The organism is Faecalibacterium sp. I3-3-33 (assembly GCF_023347295.1).
GTDB lineage: Bacteria > Bacillota > Clostridia > Oscillospirales > Ruminococcaceae > Faecalibacterium.
The window spans coordinates 784,321-807,847 of record NZ_CP094469.1 but is presented as its reverse complement, the minus strand read 5'-3'; the positions used below and the strand labels follow the sequence as shown (position 1 = coordinate 807,847).

Genomic DNA, 23,527 nt, shown 5'->3' with positions numbered 1-23,527 from the left:
GGCCATATTCAGCGGATGAATTATTTTTATCTGTGAATGGAAAATGACTGCGGTCATTTTCCATTCACCCTTTCACGCATTGGGGTCGCGCAGGCAAACTGCATCTTCCCATAGAACGGCTGACAGTTTCTCTGAGGACCGTCCGCTGGGGTGGGACCCTGTTGCCCGCAGGGCAATAGGGCGGGCGATGGAATGGCCCGATTCGTGTCCGAAGAGAAAGCTGTCAGCCGTTCTGCGGCTTCAGTTTTTACTTTCTGATCTTCTGCAGGTGCTTCATGCCGTTCTCGAAGCGGTTGAGGAAGGCGTCCACATCCTCCGGGGTGTTGTCGGCGCAGAAGGACACCCGGATGGCGGTATCGATGGCAAGCGGGTCGCGCCCCATGGCTGCCAGCGTGTGGCTGGGCTGACCGCGCCCGCAGGCACTGGCGGAGGAAACGTAGATCTGCTCCTCGGCCAGAAAAGCCAGCATCGTCTCGCTCTTGATGCACATCTCGCTGAAGTTCAGCACCTCGGGCACGGCGTTCTCCGGGCTGTTGATGACCACCTCCGGGAAGGCTTTCAGCCCCTCCCTCAGCTGCCGGTTCAGCGCACGCATGGCGGTGTCCCGGCTCTTCATGGTCTTTGCCAGACGGGTGGCCGCTGCGGCCAGACCCATGGCGTAGGGCAGGTTTTCGGTGCCGGGACGCATCTGCCGCTCCTGCTCGCCGCCCAGATAGGGCGGCTGGAAGGCCTGCACCAGCCGGTCGGAAAGGTAGAGCGCACCAATGCCCTTGGGGGCATGGATCTTGTGGCCGCTCACCGAGAGTGTATCGATGTTGTCCAACTTGATGGGCACACGCATCCACGCCTGCACTGCGTCCACATGGACGATGGTGCGGCTGTTGCGGCGCTTTACCTCGGCGGCAAGGCGCTCCACATCGTTGCGGGTGCCGATCTCGTTGTTCACCATCATGCAGGCTACAAGGATGGTGTTTTTGTCCACCCGCTCCAGCATGGCGGCAATGTCCAGCGTGCCGTCTGCCCGGGGTGCTACCACGGTAACGTCGTAGCCCTGCTTTGCCAGCCGCTCCAGCGGCCGCTGCACGCTGGGGTGCTCGAAGCCGGACACCACGATGCCCTTGCCGAAGGTGCGGGTCTGCACCGCGCCCAGCAGCGCCAGATTGTTGCTCTCGCTGCCGCAGGAGGTAAAGTACAGCTCCCGGCTTTTGCAGCCCAGCGTGCGCGCCACGGCGGCGCGGGCGGCGTTCAGGGCTTCTTCACTGCGCGCGCCCGGGCCGTACAGGCTGGAAGGGTTTGCCCAGTGCTCCCGCATGGCCTTGTCGATAACGTCCGCCACCTCCGGCGCTACGATGGTGGTGGCCGCGTTGTCCAGATAATGTAACTGAGGGTTTTGCAGCATAAACGGATTTCCTGCTTTCTGTCGTTGTTTTCATAATAACCCAGAATAAGTATAGCACAAACCCTTGGATAACGCAAAAATTTTCTGCATTTATGGGTGATTTTTGTAACTGTACCTCCTTGACAAACACCCCGGTGGTGTGCTATCTTTACAGCATAGACCGCATCCCTGCTGACGGAACCTTGTGGAGCACCACAGTGCAGGGATGCATGGGATGTCAATGCCGACCGTCTGGGCAGCCTTGCGCAATTGCTGCGCAAAGCTGTCCTTTTTTTGCTATCAAGGAGGATGTCTGTATGAAGACCGATATCGAGATCGCGCAGGAAGCTAAAATGAAGCCGATTACCCAGATCGCAGCCCAGCTGGGTCTGGAGGAGGAAAGTGTGATTCCCTATGGCCGCTACAAGGCCAAGATCGACCACCGGCTGATCCACAACGCCAAAAAGCAGGGCAAGCTGATCCTTGTCACCGCCATCAGCCCCACCCCTGCCGGTGAGGGCAAGACCACCACCAGCGTAGGTCTGGCCGATGCCATGAACGCGCTGGGCAAAAAGACCATGCTCTGCCTGCGCGAGCCCAGCCTTGGCCCCGTGTTCGGCGTAAAGGGCGGCGCTGCCGGCGGCGGCTACGCACAGGTGGTGCCCATGGAGGACATCAACCTGCACTTTACCGGCGACCTGCACGCCATTGGCACCGCCAACAACCTGCTGGCTGCCATGATCGACAACAGCATCCAGCAGGGCAACCCGCTGAACATCGACCCCCGCCGCATCACTTGGAAGCGCTGCATGGACATGAACGACCGGCAGCTGCGGTTCATCGTGGACGGTCTGGGCGGCAAGGTGAACGGCACCCCCCGCGAGGACGGCTTTGACATTACTGTGGCCAGCGAAGTCATGGCCATCTTCTGCCTTGCCACCAGCATCTCCGACCTGAAAGAGCGGCTGTCCCGCATCGTGTGCGCCTACACCTACGATGGCAAGCCGGTGACTGCCGGTGAGATCGGCGCAGCCGGTGCCATGACCGCCCTGCTGAAGGATGCACTGGACCCGAACCTTGTGCAGACACTGGAAAACAACCCCGCCATCATCCACGGCGGCCCCTTTGCCAACATTGCCCACGGCTGCAACAGCGTGCTGGCCACCAAGCTCAGCCTCTCGCTGGCAGACTATACCATTACCGAGGCAGGCTTCGGCGCCGATCTGGGTGCGGAGAAGTTCTTGGATATCAAGTGCCGCTACGCCGGCATTGCCCCCTCTGCCTGTGTGCTGGTGGCTACCGTGCGTGCCCTCAAGAGCCACGGCGGCGTAGCCAAGGCTGACCTGAACCAGCCCAATCTCGAGGCTGTCAAGGCCGGTGCCTCCAACCTGATCCGTCACATCGACAACCTGAAGAATGGCTTCGGTCTGCCGGTGGTGGTTGCCATCAACGCCTTCCCCACCGATACCGCCGAGGAGCAGGCTTATGTGGAGCAGGTCTGCGCCGAGCAGGGCGTGCCCTGCGTGCTGAGCGAGGTGTTCGCCAAGGGCGGCGAGGGCGGCAAGGCACTGGCTGAGAAGGTGCTGGAGATCCTGGAGGATCGTCCCATCCAGTACACCTACCCGCTGGAGATGCCCCTGAAGGACAAGATCAACGCCATTGCCACCAAGATCTACCGCGCCGACGGCGTGAATTACAGCGCCGCCGCCAGCAAGACGCTGGCCGAGCTGACCGAGATGGGCTATGGCAACCTGCCCGTCTGCATTGCCAAGACCCAGTACAGCTTCAGCGACAACGCCAAGCTGACCGGTGCCCCCACCGGCTTTACCATGGAGGTACGCGAGGTGCGTCTGGCCGCCGGTGCTGGCTTCGTGGTCGTCATCTGCGGCAACATCATGACCATGCCCGGCCTGCCCAAAAAGCCCGCCGCCGTGAACATCGATGTGGATGCCGACGGCAAGGTCACCGGTCTGTTCTGAGCTGGCGCTCTCAGCCCTTTTTGCAGCAAAACGATTTTGATGGTCTCCGCTTCGCTCTGACCATAAATCAAGGTATTTTAGTTTTATGATCGTGGTTCAGAAACGTCTGCGGACGTTTCTGAACCACTTTTTTCACGGAAAAAGGTACCACCGGAAACAGCTCCTACTGTGAAAATGCGTTTGTCGCGCCCCGCAGGGCGCGACAAACGCGAAATATAAAATAATTTTTCCGCTGAAGATGCCCAAAGCAACGCAGAGGGCATTCCAAATCGTCCCACACAGCAAGAAAGGCTGCTGCACAAATCCCCGTGCAACAGCCTTTTGTGTTTTTTTACTCCATTGTGTGGCTGCAAAGGTAGTCCACCCATGCGGCGTAGCCCTCCGGCTTGATGTGGTAGCCGTCCGACTGGGCATAGCTTTCGATCAGGTCGCCGTTTTCGTCCGCCAGCACCTCCCACAGGTTGAGGAAATAGCAGTCCTTTTCCAGTGCAATGGCGGCCAGCTCGTTGTTGATGCGGCACAGGCGATCGCGATTCAGTCCCGCGTGGTTTTCCTGTGCGCTCACCTCCGGCCGTACCGGCGTGATAGACTGCACATAGATCTTTGCATCCGGCAGCGCCTGACTGATCATATCCAGCATCAGACGGTAGTAGGTCAAAAAGCTGGTGTAATCGGTGTCCCGCCCCAGCACGTTGCTGCCCAGCAGCACATAAACGGCCTTGGGCTGCTGGGCGGTCAAGGCGTCCAGCGGGATCTCTGCCACGCCGTCCACCCGCTTGCAGCTGGTTCCGTTGACAAAGGCGTTGGGGCCTACCCCTTTATAGGCGCAGAACTGCGCCCCGGGCAGGCCGGTATCGTAGATCTGCAGCCCCTGTGTCAGGCTGTCGCCCACAAAGCTGGCCTGCGCAAACCAGCTTTTTTCCACCGGAGCGCTGGCCGGCAGCGCCGCCATGCGGAAGTCCAGCGCCGTTTCCGTGCTGCCCTCCAGCGTCTGCACCCGGAGCTGCCGCGCCAACGGATAGCTGACCGTGTTCCATGTGTTGTCCGTAGTCACCTGCCGCAGAATGGTGTTCTGGCTCAGGGCGGTATCCACGCGCTCCCGGTGCAGCACCTTCCACAGAATGCCGATGGCGCTCAGCAGAGCCACCAGCGCCAGAAGGGCAACGATGATAAACACCCTGCGCCAGCGCCGGTGCAGGATGCGCCGCCGGTATTCCTGATAATCTGCCATTGTCGTTCCCTCACTTCCGGCCCGGAATGCGGGCTGTTCTATTTATAGTATAGCATAACTGCACCCAACGGCAAGCCCCATTTGCCAAAAATGTGCCGCCGGTTTTGCACGGTGCGGGGCAGTTTTGGTGCAAAACTGACAGTGCACTGCCTCAAACGCTTGCATCCCATAGGCAGGATGTGTTATACTAAGATGAATCAAACGACAGGGAGGCTTTCACGATGGCATTTACACCGAAACTGACTTATAAAGGCAAGCCCCTCGTCCGCAAGGACAACGAGCTGTATTACGGCAGCATGACCGATCCCTATGTGCTGTATCTGCAGATCCTGACCACCACCCCGGTGGGCGAGCAGCAGGTAGCCGACAAGGTGCACCTGATGTTGCTTTCTACCGATACCACCAAGGCTCCGCAGGAGCGCGTAGCGCGTCAGACCACCAAGCACGGCCTGTACAATGCGCTGGACATTGGCGGCATCTGGCTGCAGAAGGCCAACGAGAACCGCTGAAACAAGTTAAAATGAACAATGCCGGACAGTCTGCGGACTGCCCGGCATTGCGTTTTTATAAGGACGATTGGAAATGGCCTCCGCGTACGCTTTGGCCATATTCATAGGAATTTTGTTTTAAATTGCAATTTTGGAAAATCTGCGGATTTTCCAAAATTGCCTTTTCACGGTAGGGTCGTAAAGGAAAACAGCATCAGCAGCAAAAGGCGTTATTTTCTGGATCCCATTTTCACAAGAGAAGCATTTACTCCTCGGTCACCTCAAAGTCCAGCGGCTCGCCGCAGTTGGGGCACTTGGGTGCGCCGTCCAGCAGCTCATCCTCCTCAAATACGGCGGTCTTTCCGCAGGCGGGGCAGGTCACTTCGTACTGCACGGGGGCGTCCTTGGCTTCGTCCTCGTCACCTTCCAGTGCGACCTCAAAGGTCACACCGCAGTGGGCGCAGTTGGCTTCGCCTGCATCCAGATCATCCTCGCTGACGTAGACGGTCTCGCCGCAGGCGGGGCAGGCTACCTCGTAGAAGGGCTCGCTGGCGATGTCGTCATCTCCCGCATCCTCATCCTCGTCGTCCTCGTCCTCGGCATCCTCGTCCTCGTACAGGTCGGCTTCCAGATCCTCCAGCTCCTCGCTCAGATCGTTGATCTGGTCGTAGGCTTGGGTCAGATCCTCGTCCATGGCGGCAATGGCATCGGCCATCTCGCCCAGCAGCGCGGCCATGGCCTTGATGATCTTGCCCTCTTTGGTGCTCTCATCCACGCCCAGACCGTCCACTAAGCCCTGCAGGTAGGCTGCTTTCTTGTTCAGTTCCATCTGAAATGCCCTCCTAACTTATAATACAAAACCGGGCAAACGGTTGCCCGCTGCCCGGTATGCGACAAATGATCAGACGCGCTCCATATACTCGCCGGTGCGGGTATCGATGCGGATGTGATCGCCCTCGTTGATGAACAGAGGCACACGGATCTCGGCGCCAGTCTCAACGGTAGCGGGCTTCAGGGTGTTGGTAGCAGTGTTGCCCTTGACACCCGGCTCGGTCTGGGTGACTTCCAGCTCGATGAAGTTGGGGATCTCGACGCTGAACACCTTGCCCTTGTAACTCAGCAGCTTGCACAGCTCGTTCTCCTTGCAGAACTTGAAGTTATCGGGCACATCGGCTGCGTTGACGGGGATGTCATCGTAGGTCTCGTTGTCCATGAAGTGGTACAGGTCGCCATCCTCGTAGCTGTAAGTCACGTCCTTACGCTCGATGAAAGCCTGCGGGAACTTTGCGGTGGGGTTGTAGCTGGTCTCGACCACAGAGCCGGTGATAACGTTCTTGGTCTTGGTACGGACAAAGGCAGCGCCCTTGCCGGGCTTGACGTGCTGGAACTCAACGACCTGAAGAACCTGGCCGTCCTGCTCAAAGGTCACGCCATTGCGAAACTCGCCTGCAGAAATCATAGGAATTCCTCCATAAATTTAATCTCAGATGCTTAACGCATATCTCTATTTATTTTACCCAATCTGCCCCGGTTTGGCAAGGGGTTTGGGCAAAAAAGACGATAAAAACACAAAATTTTTTACACATTCCGCGCTGCGCGGTACATTTGCTGCATCGTCTGCGCGTCCTCGGCCTGTGTGCCCGCGCTCTCGCAGATGACCACCGGGGTCAGCTGCCGCTGTGCCAGCAGCTCCATCAGGGGCTGGGGCTCCGGGCCGAACTGAGTATCGGCAAAGGTCCAGTGGCGCTTTTCGCCGCCCGCTGAGTACTCAATGCGGGAAAAGTGCACATGGAACTGCCGGGCACGGTCATCCCTCAGCACCTCGGCCATACGGTCCAGAATGGCGGCATAGTCCGCCTTGGTCTGGATACCGCCCAGCGTGCGGGCGTTCAGGTGGCCGAAGTCGATGCAGGGGGTGATGCGGCTGTCCACGCCGCACAGCGCCAGCACCTCGTCCAGCGTGCCCAGCTGCCCCACCTTGCCCATGGTCTCCGGGCACAGGGTCATATCCCCAAAGCCCGCCTCGTCCAGCGCAGCCACAGCGCGGCGCATGGTATCCAGCGCCTTTTCCAGCGCAGCCTCCCGGCTCTGCTTGCCGCAGCTGCCGGAATGGAAGATGATGCGTCTGCCGCCCAGCGCCCGGCACACCGCTGCACTTTGCAGCAGGTACTGGATGCTGTTCAGCCGCTTGTCCTCTTCCAGACTGGACATACTGATATAATAAGGTGCGTGGACGCTGAACAGGATATCCCGCTCCGCGGCAAGGGCAGCCATGCGGGCAGCCTTGTCCAGCCCCAGACGCACCCCGCGCCCGCACTGGTATTCAAAGGCGTTCAGTCCCATTTTTGCGGTGTACTCCGGCACATCCAGACTGCTTTTGTAGCCTTGGGCGGCAAAGCTGTCGCTGGTGCCTGCAGTGCCGAACCGGATCTTCCAAGCTTCACTCATAGGGTCTTACCTCCCCGGTCGTAGTACTTCTGCCAGTGTTTCTTTTCCCACTTGCGCTTGAGGATGACCTGTGCGCCCAAGTCCGGCCCGCGGGGGATGACCATCAGCCCGGGGATGCCGTACAGCGCAGCCACCATACGGTCGGCGTAAAGCTGGTCGCCCACCATGGCCATCTGGCGGTGCTTCACCCCCATGCGGTGCTGTGCCACCATCAGCGCAAAGGGCAGGGGTTTGGCGGCGCGGTACAGGTAGGCAAGGCCCAGCTTTTCCGCAAAGGGGCGTACACGCTTTTCCGCACCGTTGGAGACGATGGTCAGCTTTACCCCGGCTTTGCGCATGGCGGCAAGCCACGCGGCAACCTCTTCCGGCATTTCCTGACTGCGGTCTGCGGTCAGGGTGTTGTCGATATCCAGCACCAGAGCCGTGATGCCCTTGGAAGCCAGCCATTCCGGCGTGATATGGGTAACGTCCTTAAAAACATATTCGGGGGTAATGAGCATAAATAGACCCTCTCAGTCTGCCCTGCGCAAAGCAGCTTTAAAATGAAAATAGGGGAACCTGCATAAACAGGCTCCCCTACATCGGCGTTAGCAACGCGTTTAAAATCTAAAGCAACGTGCGATTCCAAGCAATCAATTACTTGAACTTGCGCTTGCGGGCTGCTTCGGACTTCTTCTTGCGCTTAACAGACGGCTTCTCGTAAGCCTCGCGCTTACGAACCTCTGCGAGCACACCGCTGCGAGCAGTGCTGCGCTTGAAGCGACGCAGTGCGCTTTCCAGCGACTCGCCCTCTTTAACACGAATTTCCGACATCTTATTCCCTCCCTTGGACCGTGAGGCAGGAATTTCGTTGTTACATGGTAACTAACAGTAGACAGTATAGCGCATTTTATCCGGTTCGTCAACCTTTTTTTGAAAGTTTTTGCTCAAAACTTTTGAAAGATTTTTGAACAGACGCTCCCGGGTGTTTCCTGCGCTAAATCCGCCTCTGCGGGTGATGATATGTTCACGCTTATTCAGCGGAGCAGCAGTTCTCAGCCCTTGGCAGCCAGATTGACCAGACGGCCCTTGACGTAGATCTCCTTGACCAGCTGCTTGCCCTCCAGCGCGGCAGCCACAGCGGGGTCTGCCTTGGCGGCGGCAATGGCGTCCTCGGCGGTGATGTCTGCAGGCACCTTCAGGCGTGCCTTCACCTTGCCGTTCACCTGCACGGCGATCTCCACAGCAGCCTCCACGCACTTGGCTTCCTCGTAGGCAGGCCACGGATAGTAGGCCAGCTGCTCGTCGTGGCTGTGCCCCAGCTTCTCCCACAGCTCCTCGGTCATGTGGGGAGCAAAGGGGTTCAGCAGCTGCACCAGCGTCTCAAACTCGGCTTTGGTCGCGCCGCCGTTGTCGTACAGGGCGTTGACCAGCGTCATCAGCTGGGCAATGGCGGTGTTCATCTTCAGGCCCTCGATATCTGCGCTGACCTTCTTGATGGTCTGGTGCATCAGGGTCTCCATGGCGGGGCGGTAGCCCTCGCCCTCCACCAGCTTATCGCTCAGTGCCCACACGCGGTCAAGGAAGCGGTTGCAGCCCGCAATGGCAGAGGTCTGCCACGGTGCAGCCTGCTCAAAGTCGCCCATGAACATCTCGTACAGACGCATGGTGTCGGCACCGTACTGGTCCACCACCTCGTCGGGGTTGATGACGTTGCCAAGGCTCTTGGACATCTTCACGATGGGATGGCGTGCCATCTCGCCGTACTTCTCTTCCAGTGCCTTCTCGGCGGCCTTCTGGCTGCCGTACTCCTTCAGCAGCTTCTCCTGCTCCTCAGCGGGCAGGTTGACAAAGCTGTGGGGGTTCAGGCCAAGGATCATGCCGTGGGCGGTACGCTTCTGGTAGGGCTCTGCCGTGGGCACCACACCGATATCGTACAGGAACTTATGCCAGAAGCGGCTGTACAGCAGGTGCAGGGTGGTGTGCTCCATGCCGCCGTTGTACCAGTCCACCGGAGACCAGTATTCCAGTGCTTCCTTAGAGGCCAGCGCATCCTTGCAGTGGGGGTCCATGTAGCGCAGGAAGTACCAGGAGGAACCAGCCCACTGGGGCATGGTGTCAGTCTCGCGGGTAGCAGGGCCGCCGCAGCAGGGACAGGTGGTCTTGACCCAGTCCTTATGGCGTGCCAGCGGGGACTCGCCGTCCGGGCCCGGCTCAAAGTCGGTGATGTCCGGCAGGGTCAGCGGCAGGCTGCTCTCGGGCAGGGGCTGCCAGCCGCACTTGTCGCAGTGCACCATGGGGATGGGCTCGCCCCAGTAACGCTGACGGCTGAACACCCAGTCGCGCAGCTTGTAGTTGACCTTATCGCGGCCCTTGCCGGTCTCTTCCAGCCAAGTGATCATCTTCTTTTTGGCATCGACCACGGACAGGCCGTTCAGGAAGCCAGAGTTGACCAGCGTACCGGTAGCCACATCGGTAAAGGCAGCTTCGTCCAGATTGGACGGGGTGCTGCCCTTGACCACCTCGATGATGGGCAGGCCGAACTTCTTGGCGAACTCCCAGTCGCGGGTATCGTGAGCGGGCACGGCCATGATGGCGCCGGTGCCGTAGGTGGACAGAACGTAGTCGGAGATGAAGATGGGGATCTCCTTCTCGTTGACCGGGTTGATGCCCATCACGCCGTCCAGTTGCACGCCGGTCTTTTCCTTGTTCAGCTCGCTGCGCTCAAAGTCGCTCTTGCGGGCAGCTTCGGCCTGATAAGCCTTGACGGCATCGGCGTTCTTGATGATGCCCTTTTCCAGCCATGCCTTGAGCAGAGCGTGCTCCGGGGAGATGACCATGTAGGTAGCGCCGAACAGGGTATCGCAGCGGGTGGTGTACACGGTCAGAGTGTCCCCGGCGGTGGTGCCGAAGTTCACCTCTGCGCCGTGGCTGCGGCCGATCCAGTTCTTCTGCTGGGTGGCCACGCGCTCGATGTAATCCAAACCGTCCAGACCGTCGATCAGCTTATCGGCATAAGCGGTGATCTTAAGCATCCACTGGCTCTTGACGCGGTGCACCACCTCGCTGCCACAGCGCTCGCACACGCCGTTGACAACTTCCTCGTTGGCCAGCACGCATTTGCAGCCGGTGCACCAGTTGACATTCATTTCCTTCTTGTAAGCCAGACCATGCTTGTACAGCTGCAGGAAGATCCACTGGGTCCACTTGTAGTACTCGGGGTCGGTGGTGTTGATCTCACGATCCCAGTCAAAAGAGAAGCCCAGCGCCTTGAGCTGGCTGCGGAAATGATCCACGTTGCTCTTGGTGACGATGGCCGGGTGGATGTGGTTCTTCATGGCGAAGTTCTCGGTGGGCAGACCGAAGGCATCCCAGCCCATGGGGTACAGCACATTGTAGCCGTTTTTACGGCGCTTGCGGCTTACCACGTCCAGCGCGGTGTAGCTGCGGGGATGACCGACGTGCAGGCCCGCACCCGAGGGATACGGGAACTCCACAAGGGCATAGAACTTGGGTTTTTTGTGGTCGATCTCAACATGGAAGGTCTTTTCGTCCTCCCACACCTTCTGCCACTTGGCTTCAACAGCCTTGTAATCATACTTCATGTTTGTAATCAGCTCCAGACTTTAACCAAAATACCGTTGCTTAGGGGCGTATGCTTTTAAGGTACTTCCGGTACAAACCCTCTCAGTCAGGGCATTCGCCCTGCCAGCTCCCCCGAGGGGGGAGCTTTTCTGCCAACTTTCCCTATTGCGCCGCAATAACGGAGCGGGTCCTGCCAGAAGCAAACCTTTTTGCCTTAATTATTCAATGCTGCTATCCGGGGTCAGGTACTCCGAGATGTCCACCGGCTCGCCGTCTGCCCACAGGTGCTCCAGATCATAGTAAGCGCGGCTGTTGGGCACAAAGACGTGCACGATGACGTTGGAGTAATCCAGCAGCACCCAGTTCTTGGTGTCGTGACCCTCGGTGCTGTAAGGCTCCAGACCCTTCTGCGAAAGCTCGTACTCCACCTCATCGGCCAGAGATGCCACCTGTGTGGTGGAGGTACCGGAGGCGATGACGAAGTAATCGGTCAGGACGGTCAGGCTTTCCACCTTGAGCACCCGCACATCCTGTGCCTTCTTCTTGTCCAAAATCTTGGCGATCTCAATGGCAAGCGCCTTGCTGTCGTTGAAATTATCCATATGTTTCTCCCTTCTGTCGGAACATCCCTGCACACCATGTGCAGGGCGTTGTTTTCTGTTGTTACTGTCCGGTGCCCGCTGCCTGACCATCGGTGGTCACAGCGCCGGAAAGGTCGGTATCGCCGCTGAGGATGGCATCGTCGGATTCCTTATCGATGCGTCCCATATACTGCACGTTGGCATCGGTGGATGCGCTGCCGTGGGGCCACTGGTCGGTGACCATGTGCAGCTCGCTTACCTCCACCGGGCCGGTGTAGGTGCAGAAATACTGGTTGAGCAGGTTTGCGATGGAGCCTGCATCCGGCACCACGCAGGAGTAGCCGGCAAAGGAGTCGGTCTTGCCCACGTTGGGCACGCCCATGAACACCGGCGTCTGTGCCAGAATGATATTGGAACTGTCAATTTTAAGGAAAGATGCCAGCAGCTTTGCAATGGTGGTGATATCCATATCCGTGTGGATATAGTTCTTAAACACCAGCGGCAGCTGGTTCAGGATATCGGTGATGCCCATAGACCGGGCGCGCTTGAACAGACCGGCGTAGAAGTAGCGCTGCATATTCAAACGGTCGATATCAGAGTTTGCGTAGCCGTCACCGTGGCGGCAGCGCACAAAGAACTCTGCCGAAGCACCATCCAGATTGCGGTAGCCCTTCAGCAGCTTACTGCCGCCGTAGGACATATCCCGGGGGATATACACCTCGATGCCACCGAAGTTATCCACCATTTCCACCAGTGCCTGCATATCAATGGTGACATAGTAATCGATGGGCAGATGGTACTGGTCGTAGATGACATCTGCCAGTGCGGCAATGCTGCCGCCGTTGGAAAGCGCCACCGAGTTGATCTGGTAGTTGGAAACGGCATAGGTCTTGCCGTTAGAGAGGGTAAGCTTGCGGTTCTGGGTGGTCACCAGCGTGTTGCGGGGGATCTGCAGCATCCGCAGCGCACCGCCCTTGATATCGAACTGGCAGTACAGGATCATATCCGTCATACCATCGTTGGAGCTGGTGTCGCTATAGGTGCGGCCCTCTTCAAAGTCGATGCCGCAGACCAGAATGTTGACCACATCACCCTTGTACTCCTCGGCGGTCTGGATCTCCTGTACGATGGAGGGAGCGCTTTCCGCCGGGCGGATGCTGTCCTCTACCTTGTTCACAAGGCTCACACCGTACACCACCACACCGGAGATCACGGCGATCACCCCCATCACGATGGCAAAGGGCAGCCACAGCGGGGTCTTTTTCTTCTTTTTGCGGCGGCGCGGTGCATTATCCCCGCCCATGTCGGGCTGTGCCGGGCGGCGGGGCGGGGCGGCGTGCTGTGCCCCGGCGTTGCTGCGGGTGTTCTGCTCCGGGGCAGCCTGCGGGGCACGCGCCGCCTGATCCGGGCGGCTGAGTGAGCGGTCTGTATTGATATGGCGTGGCGTCTGGCTCATGCTTTTTGTATCCTCCAGCTTTTCACTGCTCTGCAGAGTTTTTTACTTGCAGACCTGTCATATCCTTCAGTATAGCATGGTACGGCAAAATCTGCAATTGTTTTATCCGGGGATGGCCGGAACCATTTTTAACCGGCGTCCGGCTTTTCACCCTTCATTCTGCCCGCTGTGCGCTAAGATATCCTCGTAGGCAGCCTTGCTTTCGGGGTCAAGGGGCTTGCCCTCGGACAGCACAAAGCCGTTCGTCTGCTTGAGCGCCGCAAGCATGGCGGCATCCAAGTCCTTCATTTCCAGCTTGCGCAGCTTTTCCACCCCGGGCCAGTCCCGCTCGGCACTGGTCATATCGGCCAGATACAGGATCTTATCCAGTTGGGTCATGCCCGCCTTGCCTGCGGTATGGCAGGCGATGGCGCTGAGCACGGCTTCGTCCGTAACGCCCCATTCGGTACGCGCCAGAATAGCGGCGCAGATGCCGTGCCACACCGGCGTGGGGCGTGCTTCACCGCCCTGTGCGTATTCCGGGTGCGCCTGCATGATAGCGCGCATCTCATCCTTGGGCAGTTCTTTGGCTGCATCGTGCAAAAGCGCAGCCAGTGCGGCCTGCTCCGGGTCGGTGCCGTAGTGCTTGGCCAGCTTGACGGCCATTTTTTTTACGTTAATGGTATGCTCGTAGCGCTTATCGCTCAAGCGGCCGCGCACAAGCTCCTTTGCCTGTTTCAGATCCATTTATCTGCTACTTCCTTCTGTGTTCCGGTATAGTCCCTCCCGCCGGATAACGCTGCGCACTTCCTCCGGCAGTTCGGCTTCACACTCTTCTCCGTTGGCAAGCCGGGCCCGCAGCTGGCTGCTGGACATGGGCAGCGCCTGCACCGGGGCAAACAGGATGCGTCCGCCCGACGGGTCCAGCAGCTTTGCCTTTGCGTGCAGCGCCGGGGCATCGCCGATATCCCGACTGGTGACCACCACCCGCGCAAGGTGCAGGATATCCTGCCAGCGGTGCCAGCCCTCAAAACTGAGCAGCATATCGCTGCCAATGGCAAGGTACAGCACTGCACCCGGGTTTTCCCGCGCCAGCATTTCCAGCGTGAGCACGGTATAATTGCGGCTGCCCGCTGCGGCCTGCGCCACCTCCCAGCCGCTCACTTGCAGCGGCGGCATCCCGGGCTCCTGCGCCAGCGCCGCAAAGCACCGGCACATTTCCAGCCGCAGCGCACCGGAGGCGTTCGTCCCCTGCTTAAAGGGGGAAGTGCCTGCCGGCATCACCACGATCTTATCCGGGCGCACGCGGTCTGCCGCTGCACGCAGGTTGTTCAGGTGGCCGTTATGGGGCGGGTCAAAGCTGCCGCCATAGAGAAGGATCTTCATCTTACTTCAGCAGGGCAGCGTAGGCGCTGTCCTTTTTCTTCTGCAGATACAGCACGAATTTGGAGCCGATGACCTGCACGCAGTCTGCGCCGGTGGCCTCAGCCAGCTTAGTAGCGGCCTCGCGGGCGTTGTACATGCTGTTTTCCAGCACCTTGAGCTTGATTAGCTCCCGGGCATCCAGACAGTCCTTGACGCCCTGGATCAAAGTCTCGTCGATCTCGCCCTTACCCACGATGTAAACGGGGTCCATGGTATTTGCCTTGCCGCGCAGAATGGCGCGCTGTTTGCTAGTCAGCATAGTTTTTCTCCTTTATTTTCAGGTTGATATTCCGGTAAAACACGATTTAGAATTGTCTCCGCTTACGCTCTGACAATATCAGCGGAATTCTTTTTATATTTTGTAAAATTGAAAAATCTGCAGATTTTTCAATTTTACTTTTTCACGGGAGGTGGCACGGGCGGCTGGTACATTTCTCTTCGGACACGAATCGGGCCATTCCATCGCCCGCCCTATTGCCCTGCGGGCAACAGGGTCCCACCCCAGCGGACGGTCCTCAGAGAAAGTACCAACCGTCCGGGGCAAACGCAGTTGAGTTTGCGTCTCTTCACTCTCCCAGAAAGCTGGGCAGCTGCTTTTCCAGCGCTGCCAGCGCGTTGCCGCGATGGCTGATGGCGTCCTTTTCGTCCGGGGTCAGCTGGGCATAGCTGCGGTTCTCGGTGTTGGGGCGCTTGTCCGTTTTGCCCACGCCGCAGTCGGCTGGGATGAACAGCGGGTCGTATCCAAAGCCGTAGTCGCCGCACAGCCGCGTAAAGGCGATGCTGCCCGGGCATTCGCCCATGCAGGTCAGGTGCCGACCGTCCGGCAGGATGAAACACACCGCCGAGACAAATTTTGCGCCCCGCTGCCCGGCAGGCACCGTCTGCATGGCAGCCAGAAGCTTATCATTGTTGGCCTCGTCGTCACCGTGGTGGCCGCAGTAGCGGGCGCTGTACACGCCGGGTGCGCCGTCCAGCGCGTCCACACACAGGCCGGAGTCATCGGCGATGGTGGGCAGGCCGCTGGCCTTGCAGATGGTCTCGGCCTTGATGAGGGCGTTTTCGGCAAAGGTGGTGCCGGTCTCTTCCGGCTCGATGGTGATGCCCAGTTCTTTCTGGCTGACCACCTCATGTCCCTGCGCTTCCAGAATGCGGCGCAGCTCGCGAAGCTTTCCGGCGTTGCCGGTGGCTGCACAAATTTTCATCTTGTTACTCCTTCCGCTTTCAAAGCTCCCCCTGAGAGGAAAGACTCTCCCCGGCCGGGGAGAGATGGCGCGTCCAGCGCCAGAGAGGGGAATCTCCGTTTCCGCGCCGCTGTAAGCGGACGGAACGGTGAGAGGGTTCTGTTTTAGTGTTTCCATTCCCGGGGGAGCAGCTCTTCCACAAAGCCCTCCGGGGTGAAGGGCAGCAGGTCGTCGATGCCCTCGCCCACGCCGATAAAGCGCACCGGCAGGCCCAGACGCTGCTTGACCGCCACGACGCAGCCGCCCTTGGCGGTGCCGTCCAGCTTGGTCAGGATGATGCCGGTGGCATCGGCAGCCTTGCAGAACTCCTTGGCCTGACTGATGGCGTTCTGCCCGGTGATGGCATCCAGCACCAGCAGGGTCTCAAGGCTGGCCTCGGGGCTGGCCTTTTTGACGCTGCGGCTGATCTTGGAAAGCTCTGCCATCAGGTTTGATTTGTTGTGCAGACGGCCTGCGGTGTCCGCAATGACCATATCGTAGCCGCGTGCGGTGGCAGACTTGACCGTATCAAAGATGACGGCGGCGGGGTCTGCGCCCTCGCCTGCGCTGACGATGGGCACACCGGCGCGGCCTGCCCAGATCTCCAGCTGCTCGCTGGCAGCGGCACGGAAGGTGTCACCGGCGGCCAGCATGACCCGCTTGCCCTGCCGGGTGTAGTAATCGGCCAGCTTTGCAATGCTGGTGGTCTTGCCTACACCGTTGACGCCGATGACCAGAATGACGGCGGGCTTGCCGTCCAGTGCCATCTCGGCCTCCGGGGTCATCTCCTCGGCAATGATGTCGCGCAGGGCATCTGCGGCCTGTTCGCCGGTCTTGAGCCCCTTATCGCGCACACGGTCGCGGAGCTTGTCCACCAGATGCACCGCCACCTCGCCGCCTACATCGGCAAGGATCAGCTGCTCCTCCAGATCATCGTACATCTCATCGTCGATGACGCTGCCGGTCAGGGTGTTCATAATGCTGCCCCAGAAGCCGGTGCGGGTCTTTTCCAGACCCGTTTTCATCTTGTCTTTTTCTTTTTTTCCAAATCCGAAGAACGCCATAGTGGTCCTCCCATCTATTTTCTGTTTATTTTATATCAGGAAACCAGCGTTGCGTCAACCTGTTCCAGATCCAGCTTGAGCAGCTTGGACACGCCGTCCTCCTGCATGGTAACACCATACAGCACGTTGGCGGCCTCCATGGTGCCGCGGCGGTGGGTGATGACGATGAACTGGGTCTTATCGCTGATGCGGCGCAGATACTGAGCAAACCGCACCACGTTGGCATCGTCCAAGGCGGCTTCGATCTCGTCCAGAATGCAGAAGGGCGCGGGGTTCACAGCCAGAATGGCAAAGTAGATGCTGATCGCCACCAGCGCCTGCTCGCCGCCGGAGAGGGCTTCCAGATTTTTGATCACCTTGCCCGGCGGCGCTACCCGGATACCGATGCCGCAGGCCAGCACATCGCTTTCGTCCTCCAGCACAAGGCTGGCTTCGCCGCCGCCGAACAGCTCGGTGAACACGCGGCTGAAGTTTTCGTTGATGGCACGGAAGCTGTCGGTGAAGATCTCCCGCATCTGGGCGGAAAGCTTTGCGATCATGCGTCCCAGCTCGTTGCGGCTCTCCTCCACATCGGTCACCTGACGGGACAGTTCATCGTAGCGGGCTTTGACCTCCTTGTACTCCTCGATAGCGCTCACGTTCACGCTACCAAGGGCACGGATCTTGCCGCGCAGGTCTGCCACCTGTGCCCGCAAGGCGGTCAGGCTGTCGAACTCCACGCACAACTGCTCCGCCTGACTGACCGAGATCTGATACTCGTCCCACAGCTTTGCCACGGTCTGGTCGTACTCGGTCTCGGCAGCGGCCTTGCGCTCGGCAAGGCGTGCCATCTCCCGGCCCACCTCCTCGCGGCTGTCGGAGGCGGTGCGGGCTTTCGCCAGCGCTTCCGTTTCCTTCTGCTGGCAGGCAAGCCGCTTTTCAGTAGCTTCGCGGATGGCCTGCTCCTTTTGGGTAATGGTGGTCTGGCTGTCGGTCTTGGCCTTGCGGATAGCCGCGATCTCGGTGCGGCAGGCTTCGCTGCGGGCGGCAAGGGCGGCAAGGCTTTCTTCCAGTGCAGTGCGGCGGGCAGCGGCGTCCTTGGCGCGCTGTTCCAGCGCAGCGATCTGGCTGTAAGCCAGCTCCGCGTCCTTTCGGCGGGTCACCTGTTCCAGCCGCTTGGCGCTGAGCGCCTGTGCCAGCTGGTTCTGCTGGGTCAGGAAGCTGTCGCTGCCCTCTGCGATGCGGCTCAGCTCGGCAGTCAGCTGCTCGATCTGCGCCGTCAGCTCTGCCTGCTGCAAGGCGGCAGCATCGGCCTTGGCGCGGCTGTCATTCAAGGCAGCCTGCAAGGCGTCCATCTGCTGCTGCGCGTTCTGCACGGCAGTTTCCAGCTGGGCGGCGGCAGCTTCCAGCCGCTTCTGTTCGGCCTCTGCACGCACTCGGTCGTTGGCGGCAGTGATCTGCTCGCTGGCGGTGGCAGTCAGCTCTGCCTGCAATGCGTCCGCCTGTTCTTTACACTGGTCGGTCTTTTCCTGTGCGGCAAAGCAGTCTTTTTGCAGCTTGGCCGCCTTCAGGCGCAGCTCTTCCATCTCCTGCTTGCGGGTAAACAGACCGGCGCTGCGCTGCACGCTGCCGCCGGTAAAGCTGCCGCCTGCATTGATCACCTGTCCGTCCATGGTGACCACCTTGTTGTGGTAGCCGTTGTCCCGCGCCACGCGGGAGGCTTCGTTGATATCCTCCACCACGATGATGCGCCCCAGCAGGTTCGAGACGATATTCTCGTACCGGGGGTCGGCCTGCACCAGCGCAGAGGCCAGCCGCGCCGTGCCGGACAGCCGTCCCCGGAACGCGCCGGGCTGCACGGTGTCCAGCGGCAGGAAGGTGGCGCGGCCTGCATGGTCATTGCGCAGCAGAGCGATAGCGGCTTTCGCGGCGGCTTCGTTTTCCACCACGATGTTCTGCAACGCGCCGCCCAATGCGGTCTCGATAGCCACCTCGCACCCGGGCTCGACTTTCAGGATGGTGGATACCGGCCCCAGAACGCCCCGCAGACGGCGTGCCCCGGCGGCGCGCATGACCGCGCGCACCGAGTTCTGGTAGCCGTCCATGTTCTTTTCCAGCTCCCGCAGCACCGAAAGGCGCTGCCGGGCAGCATCCAGTTCCCTGCCCAGCCGCTGCTCGGCGGCATCGGCTTCGTCCAGCGCGGCCTTGCGGCTGCGCAGCTTGAGTTCCAGACCGGAACGGATGTTGCCCAGTTGCTTTTCATTTTCCTCCAGCGTCTGGCGGTACTTTACGGTATCGGCCAGATCCTGTTTTGTCTTTTCCAGCTGTGCGGCGGCGTCCCGGGCGCTCTGTTCCAGCGCGGGCAGACGCTGCCGGGCGGTGTCTCCGGCAGCTTCGGCGGCTGCCTGTGCCACCTGTGCTTCGGTGCGCTTTGCGGTGCGGTCGGCAAGCTCTGCCCGCAGACTGTCCTTGCGTGCACCGCTGGCGGTGCTGGCATCTGCCAGCCGGGCAAGTTCGGCGTTCAGCGCCTCGATCTCTGCCGCAAGCTTTTCGCCCGCCGCCTCCATGGTCTTTGCCACGGCGCGGTGGCGCTGCAAAGCGGCATCCGCTTCGGCAGTATCCTGCTGCCCAGCGGCGATTTCCTGCTGCAGGGAAGCCGCACTCTCGTCGTTGCGCAGAATATCGTTTTCCAGCACGGCGATGCGGCTTTCGGAGCCGCTGATCTGCTGGGTGATGCTGCGGATATCCCCATTCAGGCGCTCGACAGCAACCGTCAGCTGCTGTGCCTGCATACGGATCTCCTCAGCCTCCTGCTCGGCGGCCTTGGTCTCCCGGTCGAAACGCTCGTAGTCGGTCTGGGCGGTCTCGTAGTCCCGCACCTGCTGGCGCACGGCTTCCCGGGCACGGTGCACTCCATCGGTCCACAGGGTCACTTCCAGCGTTTTGCGCTGGGCGCTCAGTTCCAGAAACTTCTGTGCCTTGGCGCTCTCTTTTTCCAGCGGACCCACCCGGCTTTCCAGCTCTCCAAGGATATCCCGCAACCGCTCCAAGTTCTCGCCCGCCGCAGCCAAACGGCGCTCGGCTTCGGTCTTGCGGTAGCGGTACTTGGCAATGCCGCAGGCTTCTTCAAAGATCTCGCGGCGCTCGCTGCTTTTTGCTGCCACGATCTCCGCAATGCGTCCCTGCCCAATGACCGAATAGCCGTCCCTGCCGATGCCGGTATCCAGCAGCAGCTCGTACACGTCACGCAGGCGGCATACCTGCCCGTTGATGGTGTACTCGCTGTCGCCGGAGCGGTAGTATTTGCGCCCGATGGTCACCTCGTCCGCGTCCACATCCAGCGTGTGGGCGGCGTTGTCCAGCGTCAGCCGCACCTGCGCAAAGCCCATGGGGCTGCGCTTGCGGGTGCCGCCAAAGATGACGTCCTCCATTTTGCCGGCGGCACGCAGCTGGCGGGAGCTGGTCTCGCCCAGCACCCAGCGCACTGCGTCCGAAAGGTTGGACTTACCGGAGCCGTTGGGACCCACCACGCCGGTAACGCCGGTATCAAAACTGATCTTTACCTTATCGGGAAAACTTTTAAAGCCCTGGATCTCCAGTTCCTTGAATACCATTTACTTTTCCTTTATCACGCCCAGCAGCTTGAGCGCTTCCTTGGCGGCGCACTGCTCGGCGGCTTTTTTGCTGCGTCCCTCGCCCCGCGCCACGCGGTCGGAGTTAAAGCGCACCGCCACCACGAAATGCTTGTCGTGATCCGGGCCGGACTCGCTTTCCACCACATAACTCAGGCGCTCTTCCGGGTTCTGCTGCACGATCTCCTGCAGACGGGTCTTGTAGTCCGCCTCGGCGTGCTTGCCCTCGGTGATGAAAGGCAGGATGAACTTGCGCGCCACCTCCATGCCGCCGTCCAGATACAAGGCGGCAATAACGGCCTCAAAGGCGTCCGACACCACGCTGGGACGGGTGCGGCCGCCGCAGCGCTCCTCGCCGCGGCCAAGGCGCAGATACTCGCCAAGGCCGATCTCCTGTGCAAACTGGAACAGCGCACCCTCGCTGACAAGGCTGGCGCGGATGCGGGTCAGATCGCCCTCCGGGCGGTCGGCGTAGGCGTGGAACAGATAGTCTGCGGATACGATCTGCAATACGCTGTCGCCCAGAAACTCCAGCCGCTCGTTGTGCTTGACCGGGGTGCGGCTCTCGTTGGCGTAGCTGGTGTGGGTAAGCGCGATCTCCAGCAGCTCCGGGTTTTTGAATTTGTAACCGATGATAGTTTCCAACTGATGGCTCATGGTCGTTTTTACTCCCTTTTATTCCTCAGTTTTCTGTGCTGCGGCAAGCTCGTCCAGTGCGGACTGCATAGTGCCGCACAGGTCGTTCTCCACGCAGATCTTTGCCTGCCGGATGGCGTTTTTGATGCCCTTTGCCTTGGAGGAGCCGTGTGCCTTGATGACCGGCTGCTTTGCGCCAAGGAAGGGTGCGCCGCCGTACTCCTCGCTGTCCATCTGGTGCTTCAGGTCGGTAATGCCGCTCTTGAGCAGCAGGTAAGCCAGCTTGCCGCCAAGGTTTGCAAGGAACATCTGCTTGAGCATCCCCAGCAGCATTTTTGCCACGCCCTCGGTCAGCTTGAGGATGACGTTGCCGGTAAAGCCGTCGCAGACCACCACGTCCACTTCGCCGTTGGGCACATCACGCGGCTCGATGTTGCCCACAAAGCGGATGCCCGGGGTGGTCTTGAGCAGCTGGTGTGCGTCCCGCAGCACGGGGGTGCCCTTGCTCTCCTCGGCACCGTTGTTGGCCAGTGCCACGCTGGGGCTCTTGCGGCCCTCCACCTTGTTCACATAGCAGCTGCCCATGACCGCAAAGGCTGCCAGCATCTCCGGACGGCACTCCACGTTGGCACCGCAGTCCAGCAGCAGGTAAGCCTGCTGCTTTGCGGGCACCATGGTAGCCAGTGCCGGGCGCTTGACGCCCCGCAAAGTGCGCACGATGAGGCTTGCGCCAACGTGCAGCGCACCGGTGCTGCCGGCAGAGACAAAGGCATCGCCCTTGCCCTCTTTAAGCATATTCAGACCCACCACGATGGAGGAATCCTTCTTCTGGCGGATGGCGCGGGCAGGCTCGTCGCACATCTCGATGGTCTCAGTGCAGTTCACCAGCTCGATGCCGTCCAGCGGGATGTTGTGCTCGGCGGCGGTCTTGCGCACCAGCGCCTCGTTGCCCACACCGATCAGCTGCACGCCGTACTCCTTGACGGCCTGTGCAGCGCCTTCCAGAACAGCCAGCGGGGCGTTGTCGCCGCCCATCATGTCCACAATGATCTTCATACCTGTTTTCTCCTTTCAGGTGGTTTGCCTTACAGAGCAGTTTCCTCCAGCCAGTGCTGGAAGCTGGCAACAGCGCGCTCGGCCTGTGCCATGTAACGCAGCCGCTTGTCCCGGGGACGGGTCTCGGCGGGCAGCGGCGGCAGGATGCCCATGTTTGCGCCCATGGGCTGGAAGTTCTTGTTCTCGGTGGTCAGATACTGCACCAGCGCACCGCACATGGTATCGGCGGGCGGCGGGGGCAGCTGCCTGCCCTGCAAGCGGGCGTAGAGGCTGCGTGCTGCCAGCAGACCGCAGGCGGCGCTTTCCATATAGCCCTCAAAGCCGGTGATCTGACCGGCAAAAAACACGTTGGGGTGCGCTTTCAGGCACAGCTGAGCGCTGAGCACCCGGGGCGCATCCAGAAAGGTGTTGCGGTGCATCACGCCGTAGCGCACAAACTCCGCATTTTCCAGCCCGGGGATCATGCTGAACACCCGCTTCTGCTCGCCCCACTTGAGGTTGGTCTGGAAGCCCACGATGTTATACAGGGTGCGCTCCTTATTTTCTGCGCGCAGCTGCACATTTGCCCAAGGGCGGTGGCCGGTGTTCGGATCTACCAGACCCACCGGGCGCAGCGGGCCGAACCGCATGGTGTCGGCACCCCGGGCAGCCATGATCTCAATGGGCATACAGCCCTCGTACACGGTGACGGTATCGGCCTTTTTGCCGTGGGCGTCCGGGTCGGGCTTTGTGCTCTGCTCTGCACCTGTGTCAAAGTCGTGCAGGGGGGCACGCTCGGCAGCGGCAAGCGCGGCATGGAAAGCCTCATATTCTGCCTTGTTGAAGGGGCAGTTCAGGTAGTCGGCTTCGCCCCGGTCGTAGCGGGAAGCGGCAAACACCTTGCCGTAGTCCAAGCTTTCGGCGGTGACGATGGGCGCAACGGCATCGTAAAAATGCAGCCGCTCGTCCCCGGTCAGGCGTCCGATCTCGTCAGCCAGTGCGCCGTCGGTCAGGGGGCCGGTGGCTACCAGAATAGGCGCAGTTTCGTCGATCTTTTCCACCTGTTCCCGATGGACGGTGATATTCTCACACTGCTCCACCATGCGGGTGACAGCGGCGCTGAAAGCGTCGCGGTCCACCGCCAGCGCACCGCCGGCGGCCACGCGGGTCTCCTCGGCGGCGGTCAGCAGCCGGCTGCCCATGCGGCGCATCTCTTCCTTCAGCAGACCGGAGGCAGAGTCCAGCCGCTCAGCCTTCAGGCTGTTGGAGCAGATCAGCTCCGCAAAGCCCTCGCTTTTGTGGGCGGGAGAAAAGTGGACGGGCTTCTGCTCGTACAGCTCTACCTGCACGCCCTTGCCCGCCAGCCAGAGAGCTGCTTCGCAGCCCGCCAGACCCGCGCCCAGAATGGTTACTTTATATTCGTTCATTTAGT

Annotated in this window: 21 protein-coding genes and 1 riboswitch; of the genes, 2 read left to right on the top strand and 19 right to left on the bottom strand. The window is 60.3% G+C overall.

Features of this window, described 5'->3' with window-relative positions; all coding sequences use genetic code 11:
- Positions 1 to 247: 247 nt before the first annotated feature.
- The gene (locus MTP39_RS03795) at positions 248 to 1,399 is read right to left on the bottom strand and encodes a cysteine desulfurase family protein (protein ID WP_249241508.1); all 1,152 of its coding nucleotides are present in this window, start codon (positions 1,397 to 1,399) and stop codon (positions 248 to 250) included.
- 157 nt (positions 1,400 to 1,556) lie between these two features.
- Positions 1,557 to 1,643: riboswitch (ZMP/ZTP riboswitch) on the top strand.
- 52 nt (positions 1,644 to 1,695) lie between these two features.
- On the opposite strand from MTP39_RS03795, the gene MTP39_RS03790 reads away from it, so the two are divergent.
- The gene (locus tag MTP39_RS03790) at positions 1,696 to 3,357 is read left to right on the top strand and encodes a formate--tetrahydrofolate ligase (protein ID WP_249241507.1); all 1,662 of its coding nucleotides are present in this window, start codon (positions 1,696 to 1,698) and stop codon (positions 3,355 to 3,357) included.
- Between the two features lie 331 nt (positions 3,358 to 3,688).
- On the opposite strand, the gene MTP39_RS03785 is transcribed toward MTP39_RS03790, so the two are convergent.
- Positions 3,689 to 4,588, bottom strand: coding sequence for a GDSL-type esterase/lipase family protein (locus MTP39_RS03785; RefSeq protein WP_249241506.1), 900 nt, complete (start codon positions 4,586 to 4,588; stop codon positions 3,689 to 3,691).
- A 221-nt stretch (positions 4,589 to 4,809) separates the two neighbouring features.
- Between MTP39_RS03785 and MTP39_RS03780 the strand changes: the two genes are divergently transcribed.
- Positions 4,810 to 5,097 carry a hypothetical protein gene (locus tag MTP39_RS03780; RefSeq protein ID WP_249241505.1) on the top strand — a complete coding sequence of 96 codons (288 nt, stop codon included), beginning with the start codon at positions 4,810 to 4,812 and terminating at the stop codon, positions 5,095 to 5,097.
- A 244-nt stretch (positions 5,098 to 5,341) separates the two neighbouring features.
- Here the strand turns inward: MTP39_RS03780 and MTP39_RS03775 are convergent, their stop codons facing one another.
- From MTP39_RS03775 to trmFO, 17 genes are all read right to left on the bottom strand, one after another.
- The gene (locus MTP39_RS03775; RefSeq protein WP_249241504.1) at positions 5,342 to 5,905 is read right to left on the bottom strand and encodes a CD1247 N-terminal domain-containing protein; all 564 of its coding nucleotides are present in this window, start codon (positions 5,903 to 5,905) and stop codon (positions 5,342 to 5,344) included.
- Between the two features lie 72 nt (positions 5,906 to 5,977).
- A complete protein-coding gene (efp, locus tag MTP39_RS03770; RefSeq protein WP_005928281.1) occupies positions 5,978 to 6,535 on the bottom strand; it encodes an elongation factor P in 558 nt (185 codons plus the stop codon).
- Positions 6,536 to 6,654: 119 nt separating this feature from the next.
- Positions 6,655 to 7,524 carry a TIM barrel protein gene (locus MTP39_RS03765; RefSeq protein WP_249241503.1) on the bottom strand — a complete coding sequence of 290 codons (870 nt, stop codon included), beginning with the start codon at positions 7,522 to 7,524 and terminating at the stop codon, positions 6,655 to 6,657.
- Entirely contained in the window at positions 7,521 to 8,024 is a 504-nt protein-coding gene (locus tag MTP39_RS03760) for a YqeG family HAD IIIA-type phosphatase (protein ID WP_249241502.1), read from the bottom strand. Before MTP39_RS03760 ends, MTP39_RS03765 begins: the two co-directional genes overlap by 4 nt.
- Positions 8,025 to 8,160: 136 nt before the next feature.
- Positions 8,161 to 8,337: a 30S ribosomal protein S21 gene (gene rpsU, locus MTP39_RS03755; protein ID WP_005928271.1), complete on the bottom strand. Its 177-nt coding sequence runs from the start codon at positions 8,335 to 8,337 to the stop codon at positions 8,161 to 8,163.
- 221 nt (positions 8,338 to 8,558) lie between these two features.
- Entirely contained in the window at positions 8,559 to 11,108 is a 2,550-nt protein-coding gene (leuS, locus tag MTP39_RS03750) for a leucine--tRNA ligase (RefSeq protein WP_249241501.1), read from the bottom strand.
- A 198-nt stretch (positions 11,109 to 11,306) separates the two neighbouring features.
- Positions 11,307 to 11,690: a ribosome silencing factor gene (rsfS, locus tag MTP39_RS03745; protein ID WP_015536738.1), complete on the bottom strand. Its 384-nt coding sequence runs from the start codon at positions 11,688 to 11,690 to the stop codon at positions 11,307 to 11,309.
- A 61-nt stretch (positions 11,691 to 11,751) separates the two neighbouring features.
- The gene (locus MTP39_RS03740; RefSeq protein WP_249241500.1) at positions 11,752 to 13,125 is read right to left on the bottom strand and encodes an LCP family protein; all 1,374 of its coding nucleotides are present in this window, start codon (positions 13,123 to 13,125) and stop codon (positions 11,752 to 11,754) included.
- A gap of 147 nt (positions 13,126 to 13,272) precedes the next feature.
- Positions 13,273 to 13,851 (bottom strand): bis(5'-nucleosyl)-tetraphosphatase (symmetrical) YqeK, encoded by a 579-nt coding sequence (gene yqeK / locus MTP39_RS03735; RefSeq protein ID WP_249241499.1) that lies wholly within the window; start codon positions 13,849 to 13,851, stop codon positions 13,273 to 13,275.
- Positions 13,852 to 14,490, bottom strand: a complete 639-nt coding sequence (gene nadD / locus MTP39_RS03730; RefSeq protein ID WP_249241498.1) for a nicotinate (nicotinamide) nucleotide adenylyltransferase — start codon at positions 14,488 to 14,490, stop codon at positions 13,852 to 13,854.
- A 1-nt stretch (position 14,491) separates the two neighbouring features.
- The gene (locus MTP39_RS03725) at positions 14,492 to 14,788 is read right to left on the bottom strand and encodes a YhbY family RNA-binding protein (protein WP_097778714.1); all 297 of its coding nucleotides are present in this window, start codon (positions 14,786 to 14,788) and stop codon (positions 14,492 to 14,494) included.
- 307 nt (positions 14,789 to 15,095) lie between these two features.
- Complete coding sequence (rdgB, locus tag MTP39_RS03720) at positions 15,096 to 15,731, bottom strand: RdgB/HAM1 family non-canonical purine NTP pyrophosphatase (RefSeq protein WP_249241497.1); 636 nt, start codon at positions 15,729 to 15,731, stop codon at positions 15,096 to 15,098.
- 143 nt (positions 15,732 to 15,874) lie between these two features.
- A complete protein-coding gene (ftsY, locus tag MTP39_RS03715; protein ID WP_249241496.1) occupies positions 15,875 to 16,813 on the bottom strand; it encodes a signal recognition particle-docking protein FtsY in 939 nt (312 codons plus the stop codon).
- Positions 16,814 to 16,848: 35 nt separating this feature from the next.
- Complete coding sequence (gene smc / locus MTP39_RS03710; protein ID WP_249241495.1) at positions 16,849 to 20,406, bottom strand: chromosome segregation protein SMC; 3,558 nt, start codon at positions 20,404 to 20,406, stop codon at positions 16,849 to 16,851.
- A complete protein-coding gene (rnc, locus tag MTP39_RS03705; protein ID WP_249241494.1) occupies positions 20,407 to 21,081 on the bottom strand; it encodes a ribonuclease III in 675 nt (224 codons plus the stop codon).
- Positions 21,082 to 21,099: 18 nt separating this feature from the next.
- Positions 21,100 to 22,116 (bottom strand): phosphate acyltransferase PlsX, encoded by a 1,017-nt coding sequence (gene plsX, locus MTP39_RS03700; RefSeq protein WP_249241493.1) that lies wholly within the window; start codon positions 22,114 to 22,116, stop codon positions 21,100 to 21,102.
- 29 nt (positions 22,117 to 22,145) lie between these two features.
- Positions 22,146 to 23,522, bottom strand: a complete 1,377-nt coding sequence (trmFO, locus tag MTP39_RS03695) for a methylenetetrahydrofolate--tRNA-(uracil(54)-C(5))-methyltransferase (FADH(2)-oxidizing) TrmFO (RefSeq protein ID WP_249241492.1) — start codon at positions 23,520 to 23,522, stop codon at positions 22,146 to 22,148.
- Positions 23,523 to 23,527: the final 5 nt, after the last annotated feature.

What these genes read in the sequence shown, in the direction of transcription:
- MTP39_RS03785 (WP_249241506.1), bottom strand. Translation starts at nt 4,588, where the DNA reads ATGGCAGATTATCAGGAATACCGGCGGCGCATCCTGCACCGGCGCTGG.
- trmFO (WP_249241492.1), bottom strand. Translation starts at nt 23,522, where the DNA reads ATGAACGAATATAAAGTAACCATTCTGGGCGCGGGTCTGGCGGGCTGC.
- MTP39_RS03765 (WP_249241503.1), bottom strand. Translation starts at nt 7,524, where the DNA reads ATGAGTGAAGCTTGGAAGATCCGGTTCGGCACTGCAGGCACCAGCGAC.
- efp (WP_005928281.1), bottom strand. Translation starts at nt 6,535, where the DNA reads ATGATTTCTGCAGGCGAGTTTCGCAATGGCGTGACCTTTGAGCAGGAC.
- MTP39_RS03780 (WP_249241505.1), top strand. Translation starts at nt 4,810, where the DNA reads ATGGCATTTACACCGAAACTGACTTATAAAGGCAAGCCCCTCGTCCGC.
- MTP39_RS03760 (WP_249241502.1), bottom strand. Translation starts at nt 8,024, where the DNA reads ATGCTCATTACCCCCGAATATGTTTTTAAGGACGTTACCCATATCACG.
- leuS (WP_249241501.1), bottom strand. Translation starts at nt 11,108, where the DNA reads ATGAAGTATGATTACAAGGCTGTTGAAGCCAAGTGGCAGAAGGTGTGG.
- rsfS (WP_015536738.1), bottom strand. Translation starts at nt 11,690, where the DNA reads ATGGATAATTTCAACGACAGCAAGGCGCTTGCCATTGAGATCGCCAAG.
- MTP39_RS03775 (WP_249241504.1), bottom strand. Translation starts at nt 5,905, where the DNA reads ATGGAACTGAACAAGAAAGCAGCCTACCTGCAGGGCTTAGTGGACGGT.
- plsX (WP_249241493.1), bottom strand. Translation starts at nt 22,116, where the DNA reads ATGAAGATCATTGTGGACATGATGGGCGGCGACAACGCCCCGCTGGCT.
- MTP39_RS03790 (WP_249241507.1), top strand. Translation starts at nt 1,696, where the DNA reads ATGAAGACCGATATCGAGATCGCGCAGGAAGCTAAAATGAAGCCGATT.
- smc (WP_249241495.1), bottom strand. Translation starts at nt 20,406, where the DNA reads ATGGTATTCAAGGAACTGGAGATCCAGGGCTTTAAAAGTTTTCCCGAT.
- MTP39_RS03740 (WP_249241500.1), bottom strand. Translation starts at nt 13,125, where the DNA reads ATGAGCCAGACGCCACGCCATATCAATACAGACCGCTCACTCAGCCGC.
- MTP39_RS03795 (WP_249241508.1), bottom strand. Translation starts at nt 1,399, where the DNA reads ATGCTGCAAAACCCTCAGTTACATTATCTGGACAACGCGGCCACCACC.
- yqeK (WP_249241499.1), bottom strand. Translation starts at nt 13,851, where the DNA reads ATGGATCTGAAACAGGCAAAGGAGCTTGTGCGCGGCCGCTTGAGCGAT.
- rpsU (WP_005928271.1), bottom strand. Translation starts at nt 8,337, where the DNA reads ATGTCGGAAATTCGTGTTAAAGAGGGCGAGTCGCTGGAAAGCGCACTG.
- rdgB (WP_249241497.1), bottom strand. Translation starts at nt 15,731, where the DNA reads ATGAAAATTTGTGCAGCCACCGGCAACGCCGGAAAGCTTCGCGAGCTG.
- ftsY (WP_249241496.1), bottom strand. Translation starts at nt 16,813, where the DNA reads ATGGCGTTCTTCGGATTTGGAAAAAAAGAAAAAGACAAGATGAAAACG.
- rnc (WP_249241494.1), bottom strand. Translation starts at nt 21,081, where the DNA reads ATGAGCCATCAGTTGGAAACTATCATCGGTTACAAATTCAAAAACCCG.
- nadD (WP_249241498.1), bottom strand. Translation starts at nt 14,490, where the DNA reads ATGAAGATCCTTCTCTATGGCGGCAGCTTTGACCCGCCCCATAACGGC.
- MTP39_RS03725 (WP_097778714.1), bottom strand. Translation starts at nt 14,788, where the DNA reads ATGCTGACTAGCAAACAGCGCGCCATTCTGCGCGGCAAGGCAAATACC.